General features: G+C 65.5%; 26 protein-coding genes. 16 read left to right on the forward strand and 10 right to left on the reverse strand.

What is annotated here, in order from left to right:
* Nucleotides 1-56: 56 nt before the first annotated feature.
* Nucleotides 57-821: an SDR family oxidoreductase gene (locus J2X38_RS11935; RefSeq protein WP_310254307.1), complete on the reverse strand. Its 765-nt coding sequence runs from the start codon at nucleotides 819-821 to the stop codon at nucleotides 57-59.
* A gap of 151 nt (nucleotides 822-972) precedes the next feature.
* Here J2X38_RS11935 and J2X38_RS11940 point away from each other — a divergent pair, with 151 nt between their 5' ends.
* Genes J2X38_RS11940 through J2X38_RS12000 form a run of 13 tightly spaced genes read left to right on the forward strand, consistent with a single transcriptional unit; the run spans nucleotide 973 to nucleotide 13,201 of the window.
* Nucleotides 973-1,848: a CoA-transferase gene (locus tag J2X38_RS11940; RefSeq protein WP_310254309.1), complete on the forward strand. Its 876-nt coding sequence runs from the start codon at nucleotides 973-975 to the stop codon at nucleotides 1,846-1,848.
* 10 nt (nucleotides 1,849-1,858) lie between these two features.
* Complete coding sequence (locus tag J2X38_RS11945; RefSeq protein WP_310254311.1) at nucleotides 1,859-2,659, forward strand: ketoacid CoA transferase; 801 nt, start codon at nucleotides 1,859-1,861, stop codon at nucleotides 2,657-2,659.
* A gap of 3 nt (nucleotides 2,660-2,662) precedes the next feature.
* On the forward strand, nucleotides 2,663-3,586 hold the full coding sequence (locus J2X38_RS11950) for an enoyl-CoA hydratase (RefSeq protein WP_310254313.1): 924 nt from the start codon (nucleotides 2,663-2,665) through the stop codon (nucleotides 3,584-3,586).
* Complete coding sequence (locus J2X38_RS11955; protein ID WP_310254315.1) at nucleotides 3,586-4,665, forward strand: nitronate monooxygenase; 1,080 nt, start codon at nucleotides 3,586-3,588, stop codon at nucleotides 4,663-4,665. Before J2X38_RS11950 ends, J2X38_RS11955 begins: the two co-directional genes overlap by 1 nt.
* Nucleotides 4,666-4,668: 3 nt before the next feature.
* Nucleotides 4,669-5,424 carry an enoyl-CoA hydratase family protein gene (locus J2X38_RS11960; RefSeq protein ID WP_310254316.1) on the forward strand — a complete coding sequence of 252 codons (756 nt, stop codon included), beginning with the start codon at nucleotides 4,669-4,671 and terminating at the stop codon, nucleotides 5,422-5,424.
* A complete protein-coding gene (locus J2X38_RS11965) occupies nucleotides 5,424-6,575 on the forward strand; it encodes an acyl-CoA dehydrogenase family protein (protein ID WP_310254318.1) in 1,152 nt (383 codons plus the stop codon). The genes J2X38_RS11960 and J2X38_RS11965 overlap by 1 nt, the downstream gene beginning before the upstream one ends.
* 6 nt (nucleotides 6,576-6,581) lie before the next feature.
* Entirely contained in the window at nucleotides 6,582-7,595 is a 1,014-nt protein-coding gene (locus tag J2X38_RS11970; RefSeq protein WP_310254320.1) for an acyl-CoA dehydrogenase family protein, read from the forward strand.
* 11 nt (nucleotides 7,596-7,606) lie between these two features.
* Entirely contained in the window at nucleotides 7,607-8,758 is a 1,152-nt protein-coding gene (locus tag J2X38_RS11975; RefSeq protein WP_310254322.1) for an acetyl-CoA C-acetyltransferase, read from the forward strand.
* Nucleotides 8,759-8,763: 5 nt separating this feature from the next.
* Nucleotides 8,764-9,666 (forward strand): SDR family oxidoreductase, encoded by a 903-nt coding sequence (locus J2X38_RS11980; protein WP_310254324.1) that lies wholly within the window; start codon nucleotides 8,764-8,766, stop codon nucleotides 9,664-9,666.
* 1 nt (nucleotide 9,667) lies between these two features.
* On the forward strand, nucleotides 9,668-10,744 hold the full coding sequence (locus J2X38_RS11985; RefSeq protein ID WP_310254326.1) for an acyl-CoA dehydrogenase family protein: 1,077 nt from the start codon (nucleotides 9,668-9,670) through the stop codon (nucleotides 10,742-10,744).
* On the forward strand, nucleotides 10,741-11,946 hold the full coding sequence (locus tag J2X38_RS11990) for an acyl-CoA dehydrogenase family protein (protein ID WP_310254328.1): 1,206 nt from the start codon (nucleotides 10,741-10,743) through the stop codon (nucleotides 11,944-11,946). Before J2X38_RS11985 ends, J2X38_RS11990 begins: the two co-directional genes overlap by 4 nt.
* Before the next feature lie 11 nt (nucleotides 11,947-11,957).
* Nucleotides 11,958-12,740, forward strand: a complete 783-nt coding sequence (locus J2X38_RS11995; RefSeq protein WP_310254330.1) for an SDR family oxidoreductase — start codon at nucleotides 11,958-11,960, stop codon at nucleotides 12,738-12,740.
* On the forward strand, nucleotides 12,737-13,201 hold the full coding sequence (locus J2X38_RS12000) for a MaoC family dehydratase (RefSeq protein WP_310254332.1): 465 nt from the start codon (nucleotides 12,737-12,739) through the stop codon (nucleotides 13,199-13,201). The genes J2X38_RS11995 and J2X38_RS12000 overlap by 4 nt, the downstream gene beginning before the upstream one ends.
* Nucleotides 13,202-13,282: 81 nt before the next feature.
* Here J2X38_RS12000 and J2X38_RS12005 read toward each other — a convergent pair whose 3' ends face one another.
* Entirely contained in the window at nucleotides 13,283-14,083 is an 801-nt protein-coding gene (locus J2X38_RS12005; RefSeq protein ID WP_310254333.1) for a LytTR family DNA-binding domain-containing protein, read from the reverse strand.
* Nucleotides 14,084-14,155: 72 nt separating this feature from the next.
* On the opposite strand from J2X38_RS12005, the gene J2X38_RS12010 reads away from it, so the two are divergent.
* Nucleotides 14,156-14,614: a hypothetical protein gene (locus J2X38_RS12010; protein ID WP_310254335.1), complete on the forward strand. Its 459-nt coding sequence runs from the start codon at nucleotides 14,156-14,158 to the stop codon at nucleotides 14,612-14,614.
* 83 nt (nucleotides 14,615-14,697) lie between these two features.
* Here J2X38_RS12010 and J2X38_RS12015 read toward each other — a convergent pair whose 3' ends face one another.
* Nucleotides 14,698-16,257, reverse strand: coding sequence for a FadD3 family acyl-CoA ligase (locus J2X38_RS12015; RefSeq protein WP_310254337.1), 1,560 nt, complete (start codon nucleotides 16,255-16,257; stop codon nucleotides 14,698-14,700).
* Nucleotides 16,258-16,482: 225 nt separating this feature from the next.
* Between J2X38_RS12015 and J2X38_RS12020 the strand changes: the two genes are divergently transcribed.
* A complete protein-coding gene (locus J2X38_RS12020; protein ID WP_310254339.1) occupies nucleotides 16,483-17,625 on the forward strand; it encodes a helix-turn-helix transcriptional regulator in 1,143 nt (380 codons plus the stop codon).
* 18 nt (nucleotides 17,626-17,643) lie between these two features.
* Here the strand turns inward: J2X38_RS12020 and J2X38_RS12025 are convergent, their stop codons facing one another.
* The 5 genes from J2X38_RS12025 to J2X38_RS12045 all read right to left on the reverse strand — a co-directional run bounded on the left by J2X38_RS12025 (nucleotide 17,644) and on the right by J2X38_RS12045 (nucleotide 22,754).
* Nucleotides 17,644-18,981, reverse strand: coding sequence for an MFS transporter (locus J2X38_RS12025; RefSeq protein ID WP_310254342.1), 1,338 nt, complete (start codon nucleotides 18,979-18,981; stop codon nucleotides 17,644-17,646).
* Nucleotides 18,975-19,844 carry an SDR family NAD(P)-dependent oxidoreductase gene (locus tag J2X38_RS12030; protein ID WP_310254345.1) on the reverse strand — a complete coding sequence of 290 codons (870 nt, stop codon included), beginning with the start codon at nucleotides 19,842-19,844 and terminating at the stop codon, nucleotides 18,975-18,977. The genes J2X38_RS12025 and J2X38_RS12030 overlap by 7 nt, the downstream gene beginning before the upstream one ends.
* Complete coding sequence (locus J2X38_RS12035) at nucleotides 19,844-20,644, reverse strand: acetoacetate decarboxylase family protein (protein ID WP_310254346.1); 801 nt, start codon at nucleotides 20,642-20,644, stop codon at nucleotides 19,844-19,846. The genes J2X38_RS12030 and J2X38_RS12035 overlap by 1 nt, the downstream gene beginning before the upstream one ends.
* Before the next feature lie 70 nt (nucleotides 20,645-20,714).
* Nucleotides 20,715-21,725 carry a Rieske 2Fe-2S domain-containing protein gene (locus J2X38_RS12040; protein WP_310254348.1) on the reverse strand — a complete coding sequence of 337 codons (1,011 nt, stop codon included), beginning with the start codon at nucleotides 21,723-21,725 and terminating at the stop codon, nucleotides 20,715-20,717.
* Between the two features lie 153 nt (nucleotides 21,726-21,878).
* Nucleotides 21,879-22,754, reverse strand: coding sequence for a LysR family transcriptional regulator (locus J2X38_RS12045; RefSeq protein WP_310254350.1), 876 nt, complete (start codon nucleotides 22,752-22,754; stop codon nucleotides 21,879-21,881).
* A gap of 124 nt (nucleotides 22,755-22,878) precedes the next feature.
* Here J2X38_RS12045 and J2X38_RS12050 point away from each other — a divergent pair, with 124 nt between their 5' ends.
* The gene (locus tag J2X38_RS12050; protein ID WP_310254352.1) at nucleotides 22,879-24,432 is read left to right on the forward strand and encodes an MFS transporter; all 1,554 of its coding nucleotides are present in this window, start codon (nucleotides 22,879-22,881) and stop codon (nucleotides 24,430-24,432) included.
* Here J2X38_RS12050 and J2X38_RS12055 read toward each other — a convergent pair.
* Together J2X38_RS12055 and J2X38_RS12060 are read right to left on the reverse strand one after the other, a co-directional pair.
* Nucleotides 24,429-25,334: a LysR family transcriptional regulator gene (locus J2X38_RS12055; RefSeq protein ID WP_058536345.1), complete on the reverse strand. Its 906-nt coding sequence runs from the start codon at nucleotides 25,332-25,334 to the stop codon at nucleotides 24,429-24,431. The genes J2X38_RS12050 and J2X38_RS12055 overlap by 4 nt on opposite strands.
* Nucleotides 25,335-25,484: 150 nt before the next feature.
* A complete protein-coding gene (locus J2X38_RS12060; protein WP_058536344.1) occupies nucleotides 25,485-26,678 on the reverse strand; it encodes an amidohydrolase family protein in 1,194 nt (397 codons plus the stop codon).
* Nucleotides 26,679-26,732: the final 54 nt, after the last annotated feature.

Below are 26,732 nucleotides of genomic sequence, written 5' to 3' on the forward strand. Positions count from 1 at the left end.
CGCGCACAGAATGTTTTCGAATCCCGCCCACCATATGCGGCGTCTCCGTCGCGACGTCAGCCCATCTGGGCAAGGCTCAGAAAGATCGGCCGCTCGCCGCCGCCATGCGCGGCGATCCTTGCGCCGCTGACATAGGCCGCGTCCGGCGACGCCAGAAAACTGACGACGCCTGCAATATCGGGCCCGCGCGCCATCCGGCCAAGCGGCAGCATCGCATCGATCCGTTTCATCCCCGCCTCGCCGCCATAATGATCGGCCGCGGCCTCGGTGGCGACCAGCCCCACGACGATCGCATTGACGCGCACCTTCGGCCCCCACTCCATCGCAAGCGATTCGGTGAGGCTCAGCAGCCCCGCCTTGGCCGCGCCATAAACCGCCGTTCCCGGCGACGGCCGCGTACCCGAGACGCTGGCGATATTGACGATGCTCCCGCCATCCTCCTGCGCCTGCATGATACGGTTGGCGGCCTGCGCGACATGCAGCGGCGCGAGCAGATTGAGCGCGAGGACGCGTTCCGAAAAACGCGGCGACGCGGAGGCCGCATCGGCTTCGGGGGAGCCCCCGGCATTGTTCACGGTGAGGTCGAGCCGGCCGTGGCGTTCGAAAATGCGGTCGACCATCGCTTGAACCTCGTCCGCCGAACGCACATCGCACGCCTCGAACTCCGCCGCCGCGTCAAGGTGGCGCGGCAGGTCGCCGGGGGCATTGCGGCCGCAGATCACGACGCGCAGGCCATCTTCCAGCAGCCGCTCGGCGATCGCGCGGCCGATTCCGCGGCTGCCGCCGGTCACGAGCGCCACGCGCTGTTTCTCGTCCGCCATATCCATCTCCATTTCTCACCCGCCTCTCTCTGATCGGGCGGCGGGAAAGTCTCTCTCCATATGGTGGTATCGGGCGAACGACCAGCGCGCCTATCCCTCTTGCAACATCGCGGGCGCCCTCGTGCCCGGCGCCTGTGGGCTGGAGAGTGGATTGAACAAGCAACTAACCATTGAGCAGTTCGTCGCCTCGCTGAAGAGCGGGATGACGATCGGGATTGCCGGCTGGGGCCCGCGCCGCAAGCCGATGGCGCTGGTGCGCGCGATCCTGCGTTCGGACCTGACCGACCTGACGATCGTCGCCTATGGCGGTCCCGAGGTCGGGATGCTCTGCGCCGCGGGCAAGGTGAAGAAGCTGATCTTCGGCTTCGTCTCGATGGATGCGATCCCGCTCGAACCCTATTTCCGCAAAGCGCGCGAGGCGGGGACGCTCGACATTCTCGAACTCGACGAAGGTATGCTGCAATGGGGTCTGAAGGCCGCGGCGTTCCGCCTGCCCTTCCTGCCCACCCATGTCGGGCTCGGCACCGATATCATGACCCACGGCGGGTTCCGGACCGTCCAGTCGCCCTATGACGATGGCGAGGTCGTGCTGGCGATGCCGCCGCTGAAGCTCGATGCAGCGCTGCTCCACGTCAGCCGCGCCGACCGCCTCGGCAATATTCAGGCGCTCGGCCCCGACACCTATTATGACGAATGGTTCGCGCGCGCCGCCGACCGCACCTTCGTGTCGGCCGAGGAAGTCGTCGAGCGGATGGACCATAGCTACCCCGAAGATGCCCGAGCCAACATCGTCGAGCGTTGCTTTGTCCACGGCGTGGTCGAGGCGCCGCTCGGCGCGCATCCGACCTCGATGCCGCCTTCCTACGGCTGGGACATGAAGCATCTCAAAACCTATGCCGCGAGCGCGCGCGAGGACGGCGGCTGGGACGCCTATTTTGCCGACACGATCGGCGCCGACGAGGCCGACTATCTCGACCGCGTCGGCGGCAAGGACGCCGTCGCCGCCCTTCCCCTTCCCATTTTCTGAGGCGGACGACATGACCACCGCACCCGAATTCACCCTTTGCGAACAGCTCATCGTCGCCGCGTCCGAGGCGTGGCGCGGCAATGGCGAGCTCGTCGCGACCGGCATCGGCCCCGCCCCGCGCCTCGCCGCAGGCCTCGCCAAGCTGACACACACACCCGAACTGATGATGACCGACGGCGAGGCGTACCTCGTCGAGGACCCGGTGCCGCTCGGTCCGCGCGGTTATGACGACCGCAGGGCGGCAGGCTATCTGCCCTTTTCGCGCTTCTTCGATGCCGCGGTCTGGTCGGGTAAGCGCCATGCGATGGTGACGCCCAGCCAGATCGACCGCTTCGGGCAGACGAACATCTCCTATCTCGGCGGCACCTATGATCAGCCGAAGGTGCAGATGCTCGGCGCGCGCGGCTTTCCGGGCAACAGCATCTGCCACATCAATTCGATGTTTGTGCCCACGCATTCGAAGCGCATCTTCGTCGAGGGCGAGGTCGATATGGTGTCGAGCGTCGGTTACAACCCGGCGCGCCGCACCCCCGGCGTCGATTTCAGCCGCGTCGACCTGCGGCTGATCGTCACCGACCTCTGCGTCATGGACTTCGGCGGCAAGGACAATGCGATCCGTGTCGTGATGCTCCACCCCGGCGTGACCTTCGATCAGGTGCAGGAGGCGACGGGCTTCGCGCTCGAAGCTGCGGCCGAGATCAGGACGACCCCCGTCCCGACCGCCGAGCAGCTCGCGATCATCGCGCGGCTCGATCCGCATGGTCTGCGCGCCGGGGTGCTCAAGAACAATCCCGCAGGCAAGAGGAGCTGACCCATGACCGATCAGAATGACGGGCTGGTCCCGCCGGTCGATGAAACCCCGGTTTACGAGACCGACACGCCGGTCCTCTATGAGGCGGCGGACGGCATTGCGTGGGTAACGCTGAACCGCCCGCAATATCACAATGTCCAGAACAGCCAGATGACCTATGCGCTAGACGATGCCTTCTTTCGCGCGGTCGACGACGACGCGGTCAAGGTCATCGTCCTGAAATCGGACGCCAAGCATTTCAGCGCCGGCCACGACATCGGCACGCCGGGGCGCGACTTTCATTCGCCCGTCGAGCGCCGGCTGATGTGGTACGATCATTCGACCAAGGCGGGCGCCGAAAAAGCCTATGCTCGCGAGCATGAGCAATATCTGGGCATGTGCAAAAGGTGGCGGGACATTCCCAAGCCGACCATCGCGCAGGTCCATGGCGGCTGCATTGCGGGCGGGCTGATGCTCGCGTGGGTGTGCGACCTGATCATCGCGTCGGACGATGCCTTCTTCCAGGACCCGGTGCTGCAGATGGGCTTTCCGGGCCTCGAATATTTCGCGCATTGCCACGAACTCAACGTCCGGCTGGCGAAGGAATTCCTGTTCCTCGGCGAACGGATGAGCGCCGAGCGCGCGCGCGAAGCCGGGATGGTGAACCGCGTCGTGCCGCGCGCCGAGCTGGCGGACGAGGTGAAGCGCGTCGCCGAACGGATCGCGACGCAGCCGCGTCTCGCGCTGCAACTCGCGAAACAGGCGTGCAACCATATGGAGACGCTGGCGGGCAAGAATGCCGGGATCGACGCGGCGTTCGGCTATCATCATTTCGCGCACGCCAACAACAGCCTCGTCAAGGGCGACTATATCGCCGGGTTCGACGGCAAGAAGATGGCCGAAGCCAACAAGAAGGACGCCGGCCAAAAGGATCGGGACGCAGGCTGATGGCCGATCCGCTCGCCAACCTGCTGACCCGGCGCCTCGGCTGCCGGTTGCCGGTGATCCAGACCGCGATGGGCTGGATCGCGACGCCGGGGCTGGTGATCGCGTCGAGCGAGGCGGGCGCCTTCGGCTTCCTCGCAGGCGCGGTGATGCAGCCCGCCGAGCTTGAGGCCGCGATCGTTGCGGTCAAGGCGGGGACGAAGCAGCCCTTCGGCGTCAATTTCCATATGTTCCAGCCGGGCGCGGCGGAGATCGTCGAGATCATCCTGAAACACCGCGATCAGGTGCGCGCGGTGAGCTTCGGACGCGGCCCCGATGCGAAGATGATCGGGCGCTTCAAGGACGCGGGGATCCTCTGCGTGCCGACCGTCGGTGCGGTCAAGCATGCGCAGAAGATGGAGCAGCTCGGCGTCGATATGGTCACCGTGCAGGGCGGCGAAGGCGGCGGGCATACCGGATCGGTCGCATCGACGATCCTGCTCCCGCAGGTGCTCGACGCGGTGAAGGTACCGGTGATCGCGGCGGGCGGCTTTGGCGACGGGCGCGGGCTCGCGGCCGCGCTGGCCTATGGCGCGGTCGGCATCGCGATGGGCACGCGCTTCCTGATGACGCGCGAAAGCCCGATCCCCGACCTCACCAAGGCGCGCTATGTCAAGGCGGGCACCGACGACATTCTCGTGTCGACCAAGGTCGACGGCCTGCCGCAGCGGATGATCAAAAATGCGTTGCTGAACCGCATCGAACGTTCGTCGGGCCTCGGTATCTGGCGCCGCGCGATCGAAAGCGGTCTTGCGATGAAGCGCCAGACCGGCGCCTCGTTCGGCGAGCTGTTCAAGGCCGCGAAGGGCATGACCAGCCACGGCGGGCTCACGCTGCCGCAGGCGATGATGGCCGCGTCCGCCCCGATGCTCATCCAGAAGGCGGTGGTCGAGGGCGATCCCGATCACGGGCTGATGGCAACGGGGCTCGTCGCCGGACGCCTCGACGATCTGCCGAGCTGCGCCGACCTCATCGCATCCATCGAAGCCGAAGCGCGCGCGCGCCTCGCCGCCCTTTCATCTTCACCGCAAACGGGGGCCTGACCCATGCCGATCCATACCGAGATCAAGGACCGCATCGCCGAGATCGTCTTCGACGTCCCGCCGGTCAACGCGTTCGACAGCGAAACGTGGAACAGCCTGCCCGCGATCATCCGCGAAGCCGGCAGCAATCCCGAGGTCAACGTCGTGCTGATCCGCGCCGCCGAAAGCGCGCGCGGTTTCTGTGGCGGCGTCGATATCAAGGAGATGCAGGCGCATCCGGAGCGGATCACTTTGCTCAACCGCGGCAATTACCTGACCTTCAAGGCGGTGCGCGACTGTGAAGTGCCCGTCGTCGTCGCGGTCCACAAATTCGTGATCGGGGGCGGCATCGGCATTTGCGGCGCGTCGGACACGATCATCGCCGCCGACGACGCCTTTTTCTCGCTGCCCGAAGTCGATCGCGGCGCGATGGGCGGCGCCTCGCACCTCTCGCGCATGCTACCGCTGCACAAGGTGCGCGCGGCCTTCTTCACCGGTGGCAATATCCCGGTCGCGGAAGCGTACCGGCTCGGCGCGGTCGAAAAGGTCGTGCCGCGCGAGGCGCTGGTCGAGGAGGCACGCGCCTTTGCAAGCATCATCGCGGGCAAGTCGCGCAAGGCGCTGGTGATCGCGAAGGAGGCGCTGAACGGGCTCGAAGCGCGCGACGTCGATCGCGGCTATCGCTGGGAACAGGGCTTCACGCTCGAAATGTACATGCACGAAGACAGCCAGAAATCGCGCGACGCCTTCGTCGAGACGGGCAAGGCGGCCGAATTCTGATGCACCTCGCCTACACCCCCGAACAACAGGATTTCCGCGCCGAAGTGCGTGCGTGGATGGAAGATAATGTCCCCAAGGAACCGCTCGTCACCCTCGAACGCGAGGACGGCTATCACCAGCATGTCGAGTGGGAGCGGAGGCTCGCGAGCGGCAACTGGGGCATGGTCACCTGGCCCGAGGCTTATGGCGGGCGCGGGCTCGACCTGATCCAGTGGCTGATCTTCGAAGAGGAATATTATCGCGCCGGAGCACCGCTGCGCGTCAACCAGAACGGCATCTTCCTGCTCGGCCCGACGGTCATGGAGTTCGGCACCGACGAGCAGAAGGCGCGCTTCCTGACCCCGATGGCGAAGGGCGAAGTGATCTGGGCGCAGGCATGGTCCGAACCCAATGCCGGGTCGGACATGGCGGCGATTACGTCCAAGGCGATCCGCGACGGCGATCATTATGTGATCTCGGGCCAGAAGACCTGGTCGAGCCGCGCGAGCTTTGCCGACTGGGGTTTCGGGCTGTTCCGCACCGACCCCGAATCGAAGCGGCACAAGGGGCTGAGCTTCATCCTGTTCGATCTGAATGCCCCCGGCGTGACGCGCCGCCCGATCCGCCAGCTCCACGGCGATCCAGGCTTTGCCGAACTCTTCTTCGATGAAGTGCGCGTTCCCGTCGAAAACCGCATCGCGGGCGAAGGCGAAGGCTGGAATGTCGCAATGGCGACCGCGGGTTTCGAGCGCGGGCTGATGCTGCGCTCGCCCGCGCGTTTCCAGGCCGCCGCCGAGCGCCTCGTCAAACTGTTCCGCGCGCATGAGGCCAAGGCCGCTCCCGCCGCGCGCGAGCAGGTGATGCAGGCCTGGATGGATGCGCAGGCCTATGCCTACAACACCTATGCCGTCGCCTCGAAGATCATGGCGGGCGGGCATATCGGCGCCGAGGCGAGCCTCAACAAGATCTTCTGGTCCGAACTCGACCGCACCGCGCACCGCACCGCGATGCAACTCCTCGGCGCCTCAGCCGAGCTTCGCCACCTCGACGGCGGCGCGCTCAATGGCTGGCTCGAAGGCTATATCTTCTCGCTCTCGGGCCCGATCTACGCGGGTTCGAACGAGATCCAGCGCAACATCATCGCCGAGCGCCTGCTCGGCCTGCCGAGGTAAGTCGCCATGGATTTCATCATCACCGAAGATCGGGCGACGCTGACGACAGGCGTGCGCGATTATCTCGCGGGCGTCCACGGCCCCGAACTGCTGCGCGCTCTCGACACCAGCGACAGCCGCCGCTCGGCCGACGTCTGGCAGGGCCTCGTCGAGATGGGCCTGCCCGGCCTGCTTGTCCCCGAAGCGCGGGGCGGGCTCGGCCTGTCGCTGTTCGATGCGGTGCTGATCGCCGCCGAACTCGGCCGCGCCGGGGTCGCCGAGCCGCTGGCCGACACCGCGCTCGTCGCCGCCCCGTTGCTCGCGAAGGCGGGCGGGCAGGACGCGCTGCTCGGGGCGATCGCCGCGGGTGAAGCCAAGGTCGCGCTCCAGCACCCGGTCAATCCGTGGGTCGCCGACCTTGAGGACGCCAGCCATATCCTGTCGGTGAAGAATGGAGCGCTGTTACTCACCGAAAGGAGCGGCGACTCAGAACTGCTCGATAGCGTCGACCCGCTCCGCCGCCTCTATGCGCTCGTTGCCGCTTCGGGGGTTGACGTGGGATCGGCCGACGCGCTGCTCGACCATGCCGCGCTGATCGCCGCCGCGCAGCTTGTCGGCGTCGCCGACGCGATGCTCGAACAGGCGACCGACTATGCGAAGAACCGCAGCCAGTTCGGCCAGCCGATCGGCAGCTTTCAGGCGGTCAAGCATCACCTTGCGACGGCGGTGGTCAAGATCGAGTTCGCCAAGCCGGTGATCCAGCGCGCCGCCGTCGCGCTCGCCGAAGGGACCGCCAGCGCCTCCGTCCACGTCAGCCACGCCAAGCTCGCCGCCGCCGACGCCGCATGGGCGATGAGCGAGACCGCGATCCAGACGCATGGCGCGATGGGCTACACCTACGAAGTCGACCTGCATTTCTGGATGAAGCGCGCCTGGGCGCTGGCCGGCGCATGGGGCGACCGCGCCTTCCATCTCGCGCGCATCGACGCCGCCGTTATCGGCGGCGCGCTGCCGATCGGCCCCGGCCACAGCTTCGCATAAGGAACAAGAATATGGCTGAAGCCTATATCATCGACGCCGTCCGCACCCCCATCGGGCGCAAGAAGGGCAGCCTCGCCGCCGTCCACCCCGCCGACCTCGCCGCGCACCCGATCAAGGCGCTGGTCGAACGCACCGGCATCGACGCGGGTCTGGTCGACGATGTCGTCTGGGGCTGCTGCGACACGATCGGCCCGCAGGCGGGCGACATCGGCCGCACGGCATGGCTCGTCGCGGGGCTTCCCGAACATGTCCCCGGCACGACGATCGACCGCCAGTGTGGATCGTCGCAGCAGGCGGTGCATTTCGCCGCGCAGGGGGTGATGAGCGGGACGCAGGATCTGGTCGTCGCCGGCGGCAGCCAGGCGATGAACGCGATCCCGATTTCGGCGGCGATGTATGCAGGACAAGCCTATGGCTTCGACAGCCCCTTCATCGGGGCGAAGGGCTGGGACGCGCGCTACGGCACCGAGGAAATCAACCAGATCAAGTCGGCCGAGATGATCGCCAACAAATGGCAGATCAGCCGCGAAGCGATGGAAGAATTCGCGACAGAATCGCACCGCCGCGCACAGGCCGCGATCGACAATGGCTGGTTCAAGGCCGAGATCGCACCCTTCGAAGGGCTGGAACAGGACGAAACCGTCCGCCCGCAGACCACCCCCGAAGGGCTCGCGTCGCTGAAGACCGTCAACGAAGGCGGCGTGATCACCGCGGGCATCGCCAGCCAGAATTGCGACGGCGCCGCGGCGCTGCTGATCGCGAGCGAGGCGGCGGTGAAGGCGCATGGCCTGAAACCCCGCGCGCGTATCCATCACCTGTCGGTCCGCGCCGACAATCCCATCTGGATGCTCACCGGCCCGATTCCGGCAACGAAATATGCGCTCGAAAAGGCGGGCATGACGGTGGACGACATCGACCTGTTCGAATGCAACGAAGCCTTTGCCTCGATCCCCATGGCATGGATGCAGGAACTTGGCGTGCCGCACGAGAAGGTCAATGTGCAGGGCGGCGCGATCGCGCTCGGCCATCCGATCGGCGCGACCGGCGCGCGCCTCATGACCACATTGCTCGGCGCGCTCGAACGCACCGGCGGCCGCTACGGCCTCCAGACCATGTGCGAAGGCGGCGGTCAGGCCAACGTCACCATCATCGAAAGGCTGTAAGCAACATGGGCATCTGCGAAGGGCGGACCGTCATCATCACCGGCGCGGCGCGCGGGCTCGGGCGCTCCTATGCGCTCGCCTTCGCGGCCGAGGGCGCCAATGTCGTCGTCAACGACATCGGCAGCAGCCTCGCGGGCGAAGGCCGCGATACGTCGGCAGCGGATGAGGTCGTCGCCGAAATCAAGGCGGCGGGCGGCAACGCGATCGCCAATTATGAGGACATCGCCGACTGGGATGCCGCCAAGCGCATCGTCGACGCGGCGGTAGCGGCGTTCGGCGACCTGCATGTCGTCGTCAACAACGCCGGGATCGTCCGCGACCGCATGTTCGTCTCCGCGACACTCGAAGAATGGGACGCGACGATGCACGTCCATCTACGCGGCCATTTCTGCGTCAGCCGCCATGCGGTCGATTATTGGCGCGCGCAGCAGAAGGCGGGCCATCCCGTCGACGCGCGCATCATCAACACGACCAGCGGCGCGGGGCTGCAAGGCTCGATCGCGCAGGCGGCCTATTCGACCGCCAAGGGCGGCATCGCCGCGCTGACCTTGGTGCAGGCGGCCGAACTTGGCCGCTATGGCATCACCGCCAACGCCCTCGCCCCCGCGGCGCGCACGCGGATGACCGAGGGCGCTTTTGCGGACAAGATGGCGGCGGTCGAAAGCGGTTTCGACGCGCAGGATCCCGACAATATCGCACCCACCGTCGTGTGGCTCGGCTCCGGACAGTCGAAGCATGTGACGGGCTGCGTCTTCGAGCTCGAAGGCGGACGCATCACGATCGAGGATGGCTGGAAGCTCGGCCCGACGGTCGACAAGCGGGCGAAATGGGCGCCTGCCGACATCGGCGATGCGGTCGACAAGCTGATCGCGGTCCGCAGCGAACCGCGCCAGGTCTGGGGCAGCTAAGATGCATTTCGCCTTCACCGACGAACAGGCGATGATTGCCGAGACGGCGAAGACGTTCTTTGCGGAGAATGCCACGAGCGAGCGCACGCGCGCAGCCATGGCGGACACGGGCGTCGACAAGGCGTTGTGGCAGGCTTTCACCGGCGATCTCGGACTCGCCGGCGTCGCGATTCCCGAGGCACTAGGCGGCGTCGGGCTTGGCATGGTCGAACTCGCGATCTTTGCCGAGGAAGCCGGGGGGCACACCGCGGCGCTGCCCCTCCTCGCAAGCCTAGGGCTTGCCGCTCCGGCGATTCTCGCCGGCGGCACCGACGAGCAGAAGGCACGCCTCCTCCCCCGCCTCGCGTCGGGCGAGCTGGTGGCAAGCTTCGCTGCCGTGAATATGGGCGGAACGCCGCGCGCGGCGCTCAGCGACGAAACGCTGACCGGTGCCGCGCTCCTTGTGCCCCACGGCGCCAGCGCCGACCTGTTCGTGGTTGCAGCCGACAATGGCGTCGCGATCGTCGAGCGCGGCGCCCTCGGGTTCGGCATCACCCCGCTCACCAGCATGGACCAGACGCGCCCCTATGCCCGGCTCGATTTTGGCGGGGTCGCCGTCGAAACGCTCGCCGATCCGCGCGCCGCCGTGCGCGCCGCGCTCACCACCGGGTGGCTCGCCATCGCCGCCGATGCGCTGGGCGGCGCGCAGGCGTGTCTCGACCGGACGGTCGCCTATGCGCAGGAACGCGTCCAGTTCGGCCGTTCGATCGGCAGTTTCCAGGCGGTCAAGCACCGCCTCGCCGACATGATGGTCGCGATCGAGCAGGCGCGCTCGGCGGTCTATTGGGCCGCTTGCGCGATCGACGAGGAATCGGACGAGGCACAATTCGCGGTCCACGCCGCCAAAGCTTTCGCCTGCGACACCTACACGCACTGCGCGGGCGAGATGATCCAGCTCCACGGCGGCATCGGCTTCACCTGGGAGCATGACGCGCATCTCTATTTCAAGCGCGCGCGCAGCAACGCGAGCCTGCTCGGCACCCCCGACTGGCACCGCGAACAGGTGGCGGGACTCGCCGGATTGGACGAAGCCGCATGAAGCTTGGATTTTCTCCCGAGGAAGAGGCTTTCCGCGCTGAGGCAGCCGCGTGGCTCAAGGCCGAATTGGAAGGCCCCTTCGCCGACGTACGCGGGCTCACCAGCCTGACCGAAATGCCCGAACGCCGCCGCGACTGGGAGCGCCGGCTGGGCGAAGCGGGCTGGAGCTGCGTCGGCTGGCCCAAGGCCTATGGCGGCCGCGATGCCACGCTCGCCGAGCAGGTCATCTTCGCCGAGGAATATGCGCGCGCGGGCGCCCCGCCCCGGCTCAACCATATCGGCATCGAACTCGCCGGCCCGACGATCCTCGCCTTCGGCACCGACGAGCAGAAGGCGCGCTTCCTGCCCGCGATCGCACGCGGCGAGGAAATCTGGTGCCAAGGCTATTCGGAGCCAGGTGCGGGGTCCGACCTCGCCAATGTCCGTACCAAGGCATGGCGCGACCCCGGATCGGGGTCCGGGGCAGGCGGCGACGACTGGGTGATCGAGGGGCAGAAGGTCTGGACCAGTCTCGCGCAATTTTCCGACTGGATCTTCGTGATCGCGCGCACCGAGGAGGGCTCGAAGGGCCCCAAGGGCCTTTCCTTCCTGCTCGTCCCGGTCGACCAGAGCGGCGTCACTGTCCGCCCGATCCACCAGATCACCGGCGAGGCCGAGTTCAACGAGACGTTTTTCGACGGCGCGCGCACCGACGCCGCCAACATCCTCGGCGCGCCCGGCGATGGCTGGACGGTCGCGATGGGGCTGCTCGGCTTCGAGCGCGGCGTCTCGACGCTCGCGCAGCAAATGGGCTTTCGCAACGAACTCGACGCGGTGATCGCCGCGGCGCGCGCCAATGGTGAGGCGAAAAACCCGCTGATCCGCCAGCGTATCGCCAGGGCCGAGATCGGCCTCAAACTGATGCGTTATGGCGCGCTGCGCATGCTCACCGATGCCGAGGGCGGCAGGCTCAACCCGTCGGCGCTCACCTACAAGATCCAGTGGGCGACATGGCGCCGCGATCTCGGCGAGCTCGCGATGGATGTTCTGGGACAGGCGGGCGAGACCGTCGCGGGGCACGAATACGCCTTCCCCGCGCTTCCCAACCTGTTCCTCTATAGCCGCGCCGACACGATCTATGGCGGCACGAACGAGATTCAGCGCAACATCATTGCCGAGCGCGCGCTCGGCCTCCCGCGCGAGCCGCGCGGCGACCTCAAATAAAGGAACGAAGCGTGGCACGACCCGCCCCCGACTACCCCACCCCTACCGGCCTCTTGAAGGGCAAGACCGTGCTGATCACCGCCGCCGCGGGCAGCGGCATCGGCGGCGCGGTCGCGCAGCGCGCGGCGGAGGAAGGCGCGACGCTCTTCCTCTCCGACATGCACGAGCGCCGGCTGGGCGAAACCGCCGACCGCATCGAGGAATTGGGCTTCGCACGCCCCGGCACACTCGTCTGCGACGTCACCAATGAAGAACAGGTGCAGGCGCTCATCGCCGCGGCGATCGCGGGCATGGGCCATATCGATGTCCTCATCAACAACGCCGGGCTCGGCGGCGCGGCGTCCGTCGTCGAGATGACAGATGACCAGTGGCACAAGGTGCTCGACGTGACGCTCACCAGCGTCTTCCGCATGACGCGCGCGATCCTGCCGCACATGTACGAGCGCCAGAAAGGCGCGATCGTCAACAACGCCTCGGTCCTCGGCTGGCGCGCGCAGAAGCTGCAGGCGCATTATGCCGCGGCGAAGGCCGGCGTGATGGCCTTCACGCGTTGTTCGGCGCTCGAAGCGGCCGAGCACGGCGTCCGCATCAACGCGGTCTCGCCCAGCCTTGCGATGCACGCCTCGCTTTCCAAGGTGACCCCGCCGGGGCTGCTTGAGGAGTTGACCGAGAAGGAGGCCTTCGGCCGTTATGCCGAGCCATGGGAGGTCGCGAACGTGATGCTGTTCCTCGCCAGCGGGCTTTCCTCCTACATGACGGGCGAAGTGCTCGCGGTGTCGAGCCAGCAGGCATGAGCGCGCGCGTCTTCGAAACCCCGGCCGCGCTGCTCGCCGCCGTGGGCGAGAGTTTCGGCCCAACCGGATGGGTCGCGATCGAGCAGGATCGCATCGACCTGTTCGCCAAGGCCACCGACGATCATCAGTGGATCCACGTCGATCCCGAGCGCGCGAAGGACGGTCCGTTCGGCGGCACGATCGCGCATGGTTACCTTACGATGAGCCTCGTCAACCGCCTCCTTCCCGAACTGGTCGAGGTGCGCGGCGTGTCGATGGGGGTCAATATCGGCACCGACAATTTGCGCTTCCTGAGCCCCGTCCGCGCGGGCAGCCGGATCCGTGGGCGTGGCGAACTCGTCCGGGCCGAGGAAGCAAAAGGCGGCGTCCAGGCGGTGGTGCGGGTGACGGTGGAGATCGAGGGTGCGGAGAAGCCAGCGTGCGTCGTCGATACGATCAGCCGGTTTTATCCGGAAAATTGAGATTCTGCGCGGCGGGCGCTGTCTGCGATGGAGTGGAAAGCGGATGCCTGTCGAACGAATGACCGCCCGGTAAAAATAGGGCTAGTTGGTCAAGGCTGTCCGTGCGGCCGGCAAATATGTCCTGCTGATCGGAACGGCCGTGTCATCAACCAGCCGGGCGATTGCTCGTCCCGGCGTTCTTTCCAACGCGTGAACGCCGTCTTTGGCCACCCACCAGCTACGGTGCACGCGAAGGCCCAGCCGGGGATCGATGATCGCCGCCGCGTCCGCCAGCCGCATCAGGATCAGTGCCGAGCCGTGGAGCGTGTGCACGCGCACATAATGATCCTCGGCTTCCAGTGCGAGAATGTCCCGGCGCAAAGCCGCCGGAAGCTTCGACACGAACTCGCGCGGGTATTCGGGGGCGGCGGCTGGCTGTTCCACGGGTGCGGCCACAGTCATCGGATCGTCCGGCGATATGACGCGGGCGATCAACAGCTGGACGAGCGCCACGTAGGGAAATAACGCGAGCAGTTGAACGGGACTGAACATTCTGCCCGGTCGGACCACCCCCATGGCCCACGCCACAAAGAAGGTCATGGGCACCGCGGATGCTGCTGCTACTGCGATGATCCGTGTTGCCGTTCTCCTGCCCGGCGAACTGGGCGGAAGGACTCGCTCCGCGGCAGCAGCGGCTCCAAAGCCGACGAGTGCGATGATCATCCAGAAAGGATATCGCACCTCTGGGCCGAGAGCGGTTTGCGATCCGAATGGCCCCGTCACTCCAAGCACTGCGCCAAAAGCCACCGCGCTGAGCGGCCCCCGCCATTTCCCCATCATTCGCCATTCACGCATCGCCAACTGCATCGGCCTACCAGTCACGAAATTGCGGAAGCTATTCACGATTTCCCCCATTGTCGACAGACATCGCGACCGGCCAACCAGCCAGCACGAAATGTTGACATGGAGAAAGCAATGAAGCGGATTATCGCTGGCTTGGCATTGGCATCTGCAGCTGTTCCAGCGGCAGCAAGCGAGGCCGTAAACATGCATTTTGAGTGCGGCGCGGAAGCCGCTACGGCGGGCAGCGAGGCTCCGAACCTCCACGGAAACTGGGATTTCCTGATGCATGTCGGGACAACGCCCAATTTCGGACTTCTGTCGATCGGCTTCGTCGAGGACGCTTATGGCGGGTCGCTGTCGCTGTGGATGACGGCACCCGTTATACTGCGCAAAATCACCTTGACCGGCAACAGCTTCCACATGGCGGTAGCCTCCCGCGAAGGCGACGTGCTGTTCGACGGCACGCTCTCGGCCAAGGGCGACCGGATGTGCGGAACCGTTACCTACCACGGCGGCCGCACCTTCCCGGCGGTGGCGCAGAAGCGGCCTTCAACCTATCAGTCGCAACCTCAGGCTCAGCGGGTTCGGTAGTCGGCTGAACGAGCGGATGGGTAGCTGGCGAGAGAAGGGCCGCAATGGATCGCTAGACGTCGTCCTGTCGCATCGGACGATGGCTACGCCCCCGAATCGCGCAGAAGGAATTTCTGCACCTTACCCGCAGCGTTCACCGGCAGCGCGTCGAGGATCACCACCTGGCGCGGCACCTTGTAGTTCGCCATATTCTCGCGGCACCAGCCGACGATCTCTTCGGGGGTGGCGTTCGCACCGGGGCGCAGGACGACATAAGCCTTAGGCACTTCACCCAGCCGTGCGTCGGGTACGCCGATCACCGCCGACTGCATGACCGCCGGATTGGCGGCGAGCAGCCCTTCGATTTCGGCTGGATAGGCGTTGAAGCCGCCGACGATGAAGATGTCCTTGGCGCGGTCGGTGATCTTCACATTGCCGCTTGCGTCCTGCACCGCAATGTCGCCGGTGCGCAGCCAGCCTTCGCTATCGAACGCCGCCGCGGTCGCCGCCGGGTCGTTGAAATAGCCCTGCATTACATTGGGCCCCCGCACGAGCAGTTCGCCCGCTTCGCCCGGTGCCACGCTCTTCTCCGCCTCGTCGACAAGCTTGACCTCGATCCCGGCGAGCGGACGGCCTGCGGTGTTGGCAATCGTCACAGCGTCGTCGCCGACGCTACACATCGTCACGACGCCGCAGGTTTCGGTGAGGCCATAGGCGGTGAGCACGACATCGATACCGAGCTTGCCGCGCATTTCCTCGATCAGGGTGACCGGCACCGACGCGGCGCCGGTGATCGACACGCGCAGCGACGAAATATCGTGGTCGCGATAAGGACCCGTGAGCAGGCTCTGGAAGATCGTCGGCGGACCGGGGAGCAGCGTCACCCTCTCGCGCTCGATCCGCTCGAGAACCTTGTCGGTCTGGAACACAGCATGGGGCAGCACGGTCACGCCGCGCATCAGCGCGACCAGCCAGCCGGCCTTGTAGCCAAAGCTGTGGAAGAAGGGGTTGATGATCAGGAAATTGTCGCCCGGCCCATAGGTCAGCGTCTCGCCATAAGCGAGGTACAGCCGGACATTTTGCCCGTGCGTCGTCACGGCACCCTTCGGATTGCCCGTGGTGCCCGAGGTGAAGAGGATGTCGCAGACCTGATCCTCGCCCAGCGCGTCCATCCGCGCGGCGACCGCGGCATCGGAAAGCGCCGCGCCGCGATCGAGGAAGGTCTGCCAGGCCATGCCACCCTTGTCGCCTTCCATCAGGACGATCCCGCGCAGATCGGGTAGGTCCTCGCCCGTGATCAAGTCCGGATAGGCGGTGCCGAGAAAATCGGAGACGGTGAACAGCAGCCTGGCGCCGCTGGTGCGCAGGATATAGCCCGCCTCGCGCCCCTTCAGCCGCGTGTTGAGCGGCACGATCGCAGCGCCCGCTGCCTGCGCGCCGACCGCGGCGATAATCCAGCCAATCGCATTGGGCGCCCAGATCGCGATCCGATCCCCCGCCACGACACCCGCCGCGATAAAGCCCTTGGCGGCGGCGCGCACCAGCGGTTCGAGATCGCGATAACGAATCTCGGTCCCGTCCTCGCCCCGGATCGCGACGGCATCGCCATGCGCGCGCGCCGCGGCGAAGATTTTATGGGGTATCGTGAACTTGGCTTCGGCCACGGCAGATCGTCTCCTGCGCCGGACATCCATGGACAGGCCGTCCATTGCCCGATCGATTTGCTCCCCGCTGCGTTACGCGCGGGTGCGGCCGCGACAACCCCTATTCGGGGGGCGCGCGATTTGCGCACCGCCTCTTGCCGCTCGGGTCCGGACAGGTCATTGCGGGATCGAGACCGACTCCCCAGCTTACCGGGTGGCGGGACGCGAACAGGAAGCGAAGCCGGAATGCGGATCGGAAAACCTCTGGCCGAAGTCGATGAACTGGTGACCCTGCTGTATCGCGGGCCGCTCGAGGCGACGCCGTGGCTGGGCTTCCTCGAAGCGCTGAGCCGTCGGATGCGCTGCGCGAGCGCGGCGATCACGTTGCGGCTCAGCCGGCAGGGCACGCCGCCGCTCATCATATGGGGGCCGCCGCCCGTGATCGACGAGCGCGAGGCGCGGCGGATTCATGCGGTCCATGCCGAACTCGGCGATCTCGACCCGCTGCGCAACGCGCTGACGAAAGCCGGCGACATCTTCCGGCTGAGCGAAGTGATCTCACGGGGCGATCTTCGCGGCAATCGCTTCTATCGCGAGATATTGCAGCCCTATGGCATCGAATATCAGCTCGGCATGTATATTTCCGAGCCCGGCGGGTGGGAGGGCAATGTCGGCCTGACCAACGGCCCCGATGAAGAGGATTTCACCGACGACGACAAGGCGGTGCTGCTCGCGCTCCGCCCGCATCTCGAACAATCGCTCGCGCTCTTCTCGCGCATTCGCCGCGACGAGACCGAGCTGCAGGTGATGATCGATACGCTCGACCGGCTGACGCTCTGCACCTTCATCCTTGATGGCGCGGGGCGCATCCTGCGCACCAACAGCGCGGGTCGCGCGCTGATCAAGTCGAGCACCGCGCTGCGCGCCGCCGACGACCGGCTCGTGCTCGCGAGCAAGACGGGCAACGCGCAGCTCCAGCAACTCGTCGGCAAAGCGGTCGCGGCGCGCCGCGATGGCGGCAGCTTCGCCGAAGGCCTGCGCGTCGAGGCCGACATCGATCGCCATCTGGGCGTGCTCGTGCGCACGATCGAGACGCCCTCGCGCTACAGCAACGAGGCGGGGCCGGCCGCGGTGGTCTATGTCTCGGGGCTCGACAACAACCAGCCGCTCGAAAGACTGGTCAGCCAGATCTTCGACCTCACCCCATCCGAGGCGCATCTGGCGGCGCTGCTCGCGACCGGGCTCAGCCTCGCCGAAGCGGCGGCCAGGCTGGAACTCACCGAAAATACCGTGCGCAGCTATTGCAAGACCATCCTCAGCAAGACCGGGGTAAGCCGGCAGGCCGATCTCGTCCGCCTGATCCTGCGCAGCGTCGCCGTTCTCGGCTGACCGCCCCGGCGGCGCACGTCAGCCTTCGATCGCGCGGCGGTAGTGCGGCAGGGCGACAAGGAGCAGGCCGATGATCAGCGGCAGCACGACCGCGCCGGCGATCGCGATCGAATAGCCCAGCGCCGCCTGGTCGCCGAAACCGAAATCGGTGATCGCGGCGATGACACTGGCACCCAGCCCCATCCCCACCAGATTGACGCATAAGAGTGAGATGGCGGTGACCTGTCCGCGTAGCTGATTGGGCGTCACATCCTGGATCGCCGTCAGCATCACGCCTTGCGACGCCTGCCCGATCAGCGTGCCGATCGCCATCATCGTCAGCGACAGGAAGGCCGTCGGCATTAGCGGTGCGACGATCAACGGAACGCCCTTCAGCACGGTGGCGATCAGCACGACGCGCATATTGGCGTCCGCCCGGCCGCCTTGCATCAACCGTCCCGCGAGCCAGCCACCCGACAGCGTGCCGATGGTGCCGCAGGTCAGCATGATCATCCCGTAGGACATCCCCACCTCGGCGGGGCTCATCCCATAGCTGCGGATCAGGAAGGTCGGGAACCACAGCGCGGTGCCGATCGCCAGAAGCGCAATCAGGGCGAGCGAACCGATCAGCGAACCGAACAGCGCCCAGCGCTCGGAAATATAGTCGAAGCCTTCGCGCAGGCTGCTTTGCACCGACAGGTTCGCCGCGAGTTCCTGCCGCGCCGGCTCGCGGATCGTCATCATCAGTGCCGCGACGATCAATCCGGGCGCCGCAACGCACAGGAACACCATCTGCCACGGTTCGAAACTGCCGAGCCATGGCAATGTCACGCCACCGGTCTTGGTAAAGCGCGCGAGCAGCCAGCCCCCGATCAACAGCGCCAGGCCGCCGCCGATCGGATAACCGATCGCATAAAAGCTGATCGCCAGCGCCCGTCGTCGTCGCTCGAAATAGTCGCTGATCAGCGAATAGGCGGTCGGGCTAAGCGTCGCCTCGCCCACCCCGACGCCGACACGCGCGAGGAAGAGCCCGATGAAGCTGCTGGTAAAGCCGCAGGCGGCGGTCATCGCCGACCAGAACAGCACCCCCCAGACAATCAGCGTCGCGCGCCTTTTGGTGCGATCGACGTAGCGGCCGATGGGCAGCGCGGCGATGCTGTAGAGCAAGGAAAAGGCAAAACCCTGGAGCAGGCTGATTTCGAAATCGCTGAGGTTCAGGTCGCGCTGGATCGGTTCGACCATCAGCGTCAGCACGCGCGCATCGATCGCGCTGAAGCAATAACCGACGAACAGGATCGCGACGACCAGCCAGCGGTAGACGCCGCGAGAGGGCACAGCGCCTACCGACGGCTCGTCGGCTACCGCGGCGGTCACCATGCCGACGGCGGGTCCCGCCGCGCCAAAATCTGTTCGGTTCGCGCGGCGATCAGCACGTCATTCTCCTCGCTTTCGGGCAGCAACCAGAAACGCCCCGCGCGAATGCCATCGAGTGCGAAGGCGGATACCTCGGCGGGTTCGGTAAGCTTGAGCTTGAGCCCGGTCGTCCGTACCAGATCTTCCATCGTGCGATAGGCGACTTTGGTCTGCGCTTCATTTTCGACATAGTCCGCGGGGCGGACTTCGCCCGACGCCATGATCGCGGTGTTGACCGTGTGCGGCCCCGGGAAGAGCGTGGCGGCGCGCAGCTTGCCCCCTTCGCGCAGCAATTGCTGGTGCAACACTTCGGAGATGCTGGTCACCGCCGCCTTGGTGGCGGCATAAATGGGGGTGTTGGGCAGCGAACGCAGCCCGCCGTTGGTCGAGCTGGTGTTGACGACCACGCCCTCCTGTCCCGCCTCGATCATGCGCGGCACGAAGGCCGCAATGCCGTGGATGACGCCGAGCACATTGACGTCGATGCCCCAGCGCCAGTCGCTGAGCGGAAGCGTCCACAGCTTGCGCTGCGCCTCGCCCAGCCCGACGCCGGCGTTGTTGAACAGGATATGCACCGTCTCGAACTGGTCAAAGACCTGATCCGCCAGCGCCCGCACCGATGCTTCCTTGGTCACGTCGCACGCGATGGCAAGCACCTGCCCCGAGCCCAGCGCGTCAACCTCGACGCGCACGGCTTCAAGCCGTGCCGGATCGATATCGGCAATCACCACATGCGCCCCGGCGCGGGCGAGGTCGGCGCACAGACATTTGCCAACCCCGCTCGCCCCACCGGTAACGACGGCCACCCGGCCGGAAAAATCGTCCATCAGGCGGCCTTCCGCTCGCCGATCTCGGCCCCAACATTGCGCGGATCGTCGTGGCGCCCGACCCAGTGCGGCGCGATCCATTCGCCCGGCACCTTGCGCAGCAGTGTGCCGCCGGTCGCGGTCCCTCCTTCGACATATTGCATGTCGGTGATGCGGCGAACGGGGATATCGGCGAGCGGATCAAAGGCCGAATCGCGCAGGGTGATCGTCCCCTTCATCGCCCGGCGGGAATCGTAATTGCGTTCCCAGTTGAGGCGGGTGAGGAAGACGTCGCCGTCAAACTGACCCGGCTGATCGATCGACGGCATCCCCTTGTAGCAGAACAGATGCTCTTCGAATTTCAGCGGCTGGTCGATCGCTTCGCCGATCGTGCCTTCGATTTCGAAATAGGCGATGCCGTGGCGCGAACAGGTCGCGCGCAGATGGTCGCCATTGCGTTCGAAATGCGTCTCGGCGATCTTCTTCGGCTCGCCGAAACGCTCGCGGCCGGAGGTGACGACGGTTTCGCCCTCCATCGCCATGTGGAAGCAATAGGCCCCCGGTGCGCCTTCATGCGTGCAATTGACGCCGACGGTCAGTGCGCCAATCTCGACCGTATCGGTTTCGGTCACATGCATCGCCACATGCACCATCTGCAGCCAGATTTCGGGCTTTGCGGTCGCAACGAGCGGTTGCGGCAGCAGCGCCGCGATGATTTCGGGATCGGTCTCATATGTCGCGCGAATCCCGTAGACGGTGTTGCGCAGCATTCCCGGCGCACGGGTTTCGACGGGACCCTGAACATAACGCAGTCTGGACATCGCAATTCTCCCTATGGCGCCCAAGGCGCAGCTAGTCGGCAGTGGTGGTTTTCCGCGGGGCGCGGAGGGTCTATTCGGCGGCCTCGACGAGGCGATTTCCGTCGGGGCCATCGGCATAAAATTGCTCGAAATAGCGACGGAAACGCAGGATCGGACCGTCGCCATCGCACAGATAGGGCCGTGCGCGGTGGATCTTGTTATGCCAGATCGGAATATCGCCCTCGACGCCCTTTTGCCCGCAGGTATTTTCGATCGCCGCCTCGATCGCCTTTTCCTCGGGCGAGCCCGGCGCGACCTTCGGGTGCGTGAAGCAGAAGCGCAGCTCGACGTCGTCGGCTTCGACCGGCGTGGCGATGACCAGAAGCGACAGCTCGACGAGCCCGCTCAGTCGTGTGAACTTCTGCCCTGCCCCATTCTGGAGCGTGTCGACCGAATAGGGCAATTGCTTGCGCTCGCCCGACGGCAGATCGATGGTCCGATGCCCGCGCGCGACACTGTGCCGCCGCACGCCGTCATAATCGGTCTCACCCTCCGGGACCGCATCCATCGCGTGGACATAGGCGAAATGCGCGACGTCGACGCCATTTTCGGCAATTTCCTGGGGGTTGCTGGCGAAGCGCCATTCGCGCTTGATCGGTTCGGCCCATTCGGGGTTGGTGAATTCGGGATAGTCGATGACGTCGAACGTCGGCGCGATGTCGTCGGGGTGATACCAGGCCCAGATGACCCCGCTCTTTTCGACCACCGGATAGGATTTCGCCAGCGGCTCGCGCTTCGCGCGCGGCGGGAAAGCCTTGGCATAGGGAATCTTGCTGCAGAAGCCGTCGGGGCGGAACGCCCAGTGATGGAAGGGACAGCGCAGGCTGTCGCCCTCGACCTGCCCGCCGTGCCCCATGTGCGCGCCGAGATGAGGGCAATAGGCATCTAGGAGCCCCGCCTCGCCATTCTCGTTGCGGAAGAGCACGAGGTCGCGCCCGAAATAATGGACCGGCCGGACATCACCCACCTGCAGTTCGGCACCATAGCCGACCCCGAACCAGCCATAGGGGATGGGCATCGGAAAGCGTTCAACCTTTGGCACGTCAGTCTCCCGGATGGCCGTCCTTTCCGGGCGGCTCTTGTCGGGCGAGTGTATCGATTGCCACGCCAGAGGTAAGACCCAAATGGCGTACAGTTTGTGCGTGGTGACGAACAATGAGGCCGGGCGGGCGCCAGCACACCACTTCGCGGTCGCTCAAAGTCCTGTGTCCGCCGACATCGTGGGCGCCTCCATGGCGACGAGCATCTCTCCAAAGGCGCGCGCCGCCGGGGATGCCACGCCGCCGCTGCGGATCAGCATGAAATCGGCGCTGGGCAAGGCCGGGAGGCCATAGTGGCCGTCGAGCAGGCGCAGGCCGGGTTCCAGATCGCTGCGCATCAGCACCGCGACCGCCAGCCCCGATCGTACCGCCGCGCGGAGGCCCTGTTCGCTCGGCGAGGTGAAAGCGATGTGCCAGTCGATCGGTGTGGCATCCAGCGCGGCGACCCCCACCAGCCGGTTGACGCAATTCGGGGGATGGAAGGCAAGTGGCAGAGACGCGCCCTCGGGCAACAGGAAATTGTCGGCCGCGACCCACCCGAACTCCGCCCGCCGCAAAGGGATGCCGCCATTCTCGGCTCCGGCGGTGGAAAGCACGACGGCAAGGTCCAGTTCCTCGGCCGCGATCATCGTGCTGAGGTCGAGATAGGTGCTGACATGAACATCGAGCCGCACCGCGGGAAAGGCGCGCGAGAACTGGCAGAGCAGCGCCGGCAATCGCTCGCCCATGAAAGCTTCCGGAGCGCCAAAGCGCACGACCCCCGTCACCGGGGAGGTCCGGAAGCGTTGCGCGAGCGCATCGAGGCTGGCGAGGATCTGACGCGCGTGCAGCAAGAAGTCTTCGCCATCGTCGGTCAGCGTCAACCGGCGCGTCGTACGACGGATCAGCGCCCGACCGACCTGTTCCTCGAGACGCCGGATCTGGTGGCTCACCGCGGGCTGGGTGAGATTCAACCGCCGGGCGGCCCGCGTAAAGCCCCCCGTCTCGCTGACCGCCACGAATGCGCGCAAAAGTGTCGGATCGATGTCCATGGCCCTAATTAATTAGGATTGATTATGAATTCCAGAAAATAAAATCATTTCTGTCATCATTCGTTTTTCCCCAAGTAGCGCACCAACCGGGCAGACGGGCCCGGACACTCGAAAGGCGCCGCCTATGTCTCCCCATCCCCCCCGCAAAAACGCGCTGGCCCTGCTCGCGATGTGCCTTGGCGCACTGATGTTCGGCCTCGAGATTACAAGTGTCCCAGTGATCCTCCCGCGCCTCGAAGAAGTTCTTCACGGCGACTTCCAGGAATTGCAGTGGGTCATGAACGCCTATACGCTCGCGTGCACGACCGTGCTGATGGCGACCGGAACGCTGGCCGATCGCTTTGGCCGCAAGCGCGTCTTCATGATCAGCGTGACCGCCTTTGGCGCCACCTCCGCCCTTTGCGGCCTTGCCGACAGCATGGCGCTGCTCATCGCGGGCCGGCTGCTCCAGGGCCTTGCCGGCGGGGCCATGCTGATCTGCTCGATCGCGCTCCTTTCGCACCAGTTTCAGGACGCACGCGATCGAGGCCGCGCTTTCGCAACCTGGGGCGTTGTCTCGGGAATCGGCCTCGGTTTCGGTCCGATCGTCGGGAGCGCGATTATCGCACTGGCGGGCTGGGAATGGATATTTCTTGTCCATCTTCCGCTCGCGCTCCTGACCCTGGCGATTGCGGCCGGCACGATAACCGAATCGCGCGATCCGGACGCCAACCGCCTCGACGTGACGGGAATCCTGACGCTCTCGCTGGCGGTATTCGGACTGGTCTATCTCATCACGCAGGGAGCTACGCTTGGCCTTCCCGCTTCGATGGCGATCGCTGCCGCCACGACCCTCTGTTTCGCCGCATTCCTGTTTGCCGAGCGGCGACAAACGCATCCGATGTTCGATTTTTCCGTTTTTCGGAACCGCAGCTTTTCGGGCGCCATCCTCGGCTGCATCGCGATGAATGTCAGCTATTGGCCCTTCATGATCTATCTGCCGATCTATCTTCAGCTCGGTCTCGGGTACGACACGCTCGGCACCGGCCTGTGCCTGCTCGCCTATACATTGCCGGCGCTGATCTTTCCCCCCTTGGGCGAGCGCATGTCGCTTCGATACGGTCCGGGTGCCGTCATCCCGTTCGGCCTGGCCACGATCGGACTTGGCTTCGTCGCAATGAAGATCGGGAGCATTGCGGCAGAGCCGGACTGGCTAACGATGTTGCCCGGCATGCTTCTTGCGGGCATCGGGATCGGCATCACCAATACGCCGGTGACCAATACCACGACGGCGTCGGCCCCCCCAAGCCGGGCCGGCATGGCGTCGGGCATCGACATGAGCGCGCGGCTGATCACGCTGGCGGTGAACATCGCGCTCATGGGCATATTGCTCGTCGAAGGGATCGCCGCCGCGCTGCAACGCGCCGCACCGAAGCGTGTCGAGCTCGCTGAGCTGCGCGTTGCGGCGGAAGCGATCGCCGCCGGCAATGCCGAAGCGCTTTCGACCAGTCAGGCGATCATCGGCAACCTGCCGGAAGCGATTGTGCAGCATGGCCTCATCGCCGGCTTCGGCCCCGTCATGATCTATGGAGGTGCCGGAGCCTGGATATTGGCAATATTGAGCCTCGTCCTCTTTCGGTCCGGGCGGGGACGCCCTCACCTCCGCCCCGATGATGGAGGTAGCGGCTATGCCCTCTAATATCGCGCGGCGAGCGATGCCGCCATCGAGGGACGGATTTTCACGCGCGACGTCCGGCGGACCAGATAGTCGATGAAGGCGCGCGTCGCCACCGACATGATGCCCGGCGAATAGACGACCCAGCATTCGCGGTCATAGAAGGACCATTCCTCCTCGAGCGCGAGCATTCGCCCCTCGGTCAGATCCTGGCGGACGACGCTGACCGGCAGGCTGGCGATGCCAAGCCCCTTTCGCGCGGCGCTGCGCAGGGCAATGCCGCTGTTGCTGGCCCACCGGGGCTGGACCCGAACACAGACGTCGTCGTTGAAATTGATCGACGCGCTGCGGTCGGTCAGACAGTCATGCTCCTGCAGATCTTCGGGCGTTTTGGGCCAGCCGCGGGCTGCGACATATTCGGGTGCCGCGCACAGGCAGTAGGAGAGATAACCAAAGGTGCGCGCGCGCAAGTTCGAATTCGGTAACGCGCCATAACGGATGACGATATCGAAGCTTTCCTGGACGATCTCGTTTTCGTTCAGATAGGCGATCGGCTCGATCATGATCCCGGGATGTTCGGCGCTGAATTCGGCCAACAGCGCCGACATATAATCCGAACCGAAAATATCACTGAGCCCGATGCGCAGTCGGCCCACCGGCTGGGTGCTATAGAGTCCGACCTGCTTTTCGACCTCGCCCAGCCGCAGTTGCAGCTGCGCGCATTCGCGATGGAAGCTTTCGCCGGCGCCGGTCAGCGACAGGCGGCGCGTCGTCCGGACGAGCAGCTGCACGCCCAGCCGCTCTTCCAGTTCGTGCACCGTTTTGCTGATATAGGATTTGGAAAGGCCGAGCTGATCGCCGGCAGCCGTGAAGCTGCCCTGATCGACAACCGCCAGAAATTCCTCGATCCCGCGCCAGCTTGACATCAACCCACCTTAGAGCCTGCCCTGGCCAGTTGAACGCTTCATGATCGCTCTGGGAAACCCGCCGGGCAGGAGCGGTGCGTAGTGCGGGCCGGTGGCCCGTGCAAGCACCGCGACGCCGGCAGATTTCCCGGAACGCCCCCTGCGGCCGGTCTATTCGGCCGCCTGCTTGACGAACAATTCGCGGCGCGGGCCGATTTCGCCGGCGATTTTCCACAGTGCATCGGCATCAACGTCATAAACGTCGAGCGCGTTGATGCCGAGCATCGCCTGAATATCGTCGTCGGGCAGTCCGCCGAGGCTCGCCGACATTTTTTCGAACGTGTGCGGCCAGGTTCCCTCGGGATGCGGATAGTCGGTGCCCCAGAGGATGCGGTCGACGCCGATGTCATAATAGGCCTGCGTCGTTTCCTCGTCGGGCAGCGCCGAACAGCCGACCCAGATGTTGCGCGCGAAATACTCGCTCGGCTTCATGCTCATATTGGCATAATAATCGCCGAGTTTCCCGCTCGTATGCTTCGCGGAGGCGCGGACATCCATCAGCTGCATCACCCACGGGAACCAGAATTCGCCGCCCGCCTCGGTGAAGCAGACCTTCAGCTTCGGATATTCCTCGAACACGCCGCCAAACGTCATCGCCCACAGGGGCCGCGTCATCCAGAAAGCAAACTCGCACAGGAAGGTGCCGATCCAACCAGGCTGCGTCGTGTCATAGGCGGGCGCGGCGCCCGAGTGGAAATGAAGCGGCATGTTCATTTCCTGGAGCATCGCCCAGATGCGGTGATATTTGGTGTGGTTGTAGAGATCGTAGCCGTCAGTGAGCGCGGGGAAAAACACGCCCTTCAGTCCGTGGCGCTTCGCCCATTCGATCTCTTTCGCGGTCTCGTCGATATCATAGAGCGCCGGAATGACCGCGAGTCCGATGCGGCGGTGCGGATCGTCCTGACAGAATTCGGCCAGCCAGCGATTGTGTGCGCGCGCGCCGGCCCATTGCAGTTCCGCCCGCGCAGCCGAAGGCCGAAGCCCGATGTCGGCACCAAAGGGCGGCGCGTTGCGTTCGGTGATCCCGTCGGGGAACAGCACTTCGGCGGCGACGCCGTCGCCGTCGAGCACGCGGTTGCGGATCGTACCGTCCCACGCGCCCTCCAGCCCGTCGCCGACGCGCGAACGCCACTTGTTGTTGAAGTCGTCGATCAGGAAGCGTTTTTCATGCTCTTCGCGCGCCTTGATCTCGAGCTGAACCGTCTCGTCGAACTGCTGATGATATTTCGATTCCAGATAGCCGCGATATTTTTCGGGGGGCAGACCGACATGGCCGTCCGACGAAATGACAAGATAACGATCCACACTCTCTCTCCAGTTTCTGTTTCTGTGCGCGGGCTAATTGGCCGTGCACGCCAT

Source organism: Sphingopyxis sp. BE235 (genome assembly GCF_031457175.1).
In the GTDB taxonomy this organism is placed as follows: Bacteria; Pseudomonadota; Alphaproteobacteria; order Sphingomonadales; family Sphingomonadaceae; genus Sphingopyxis.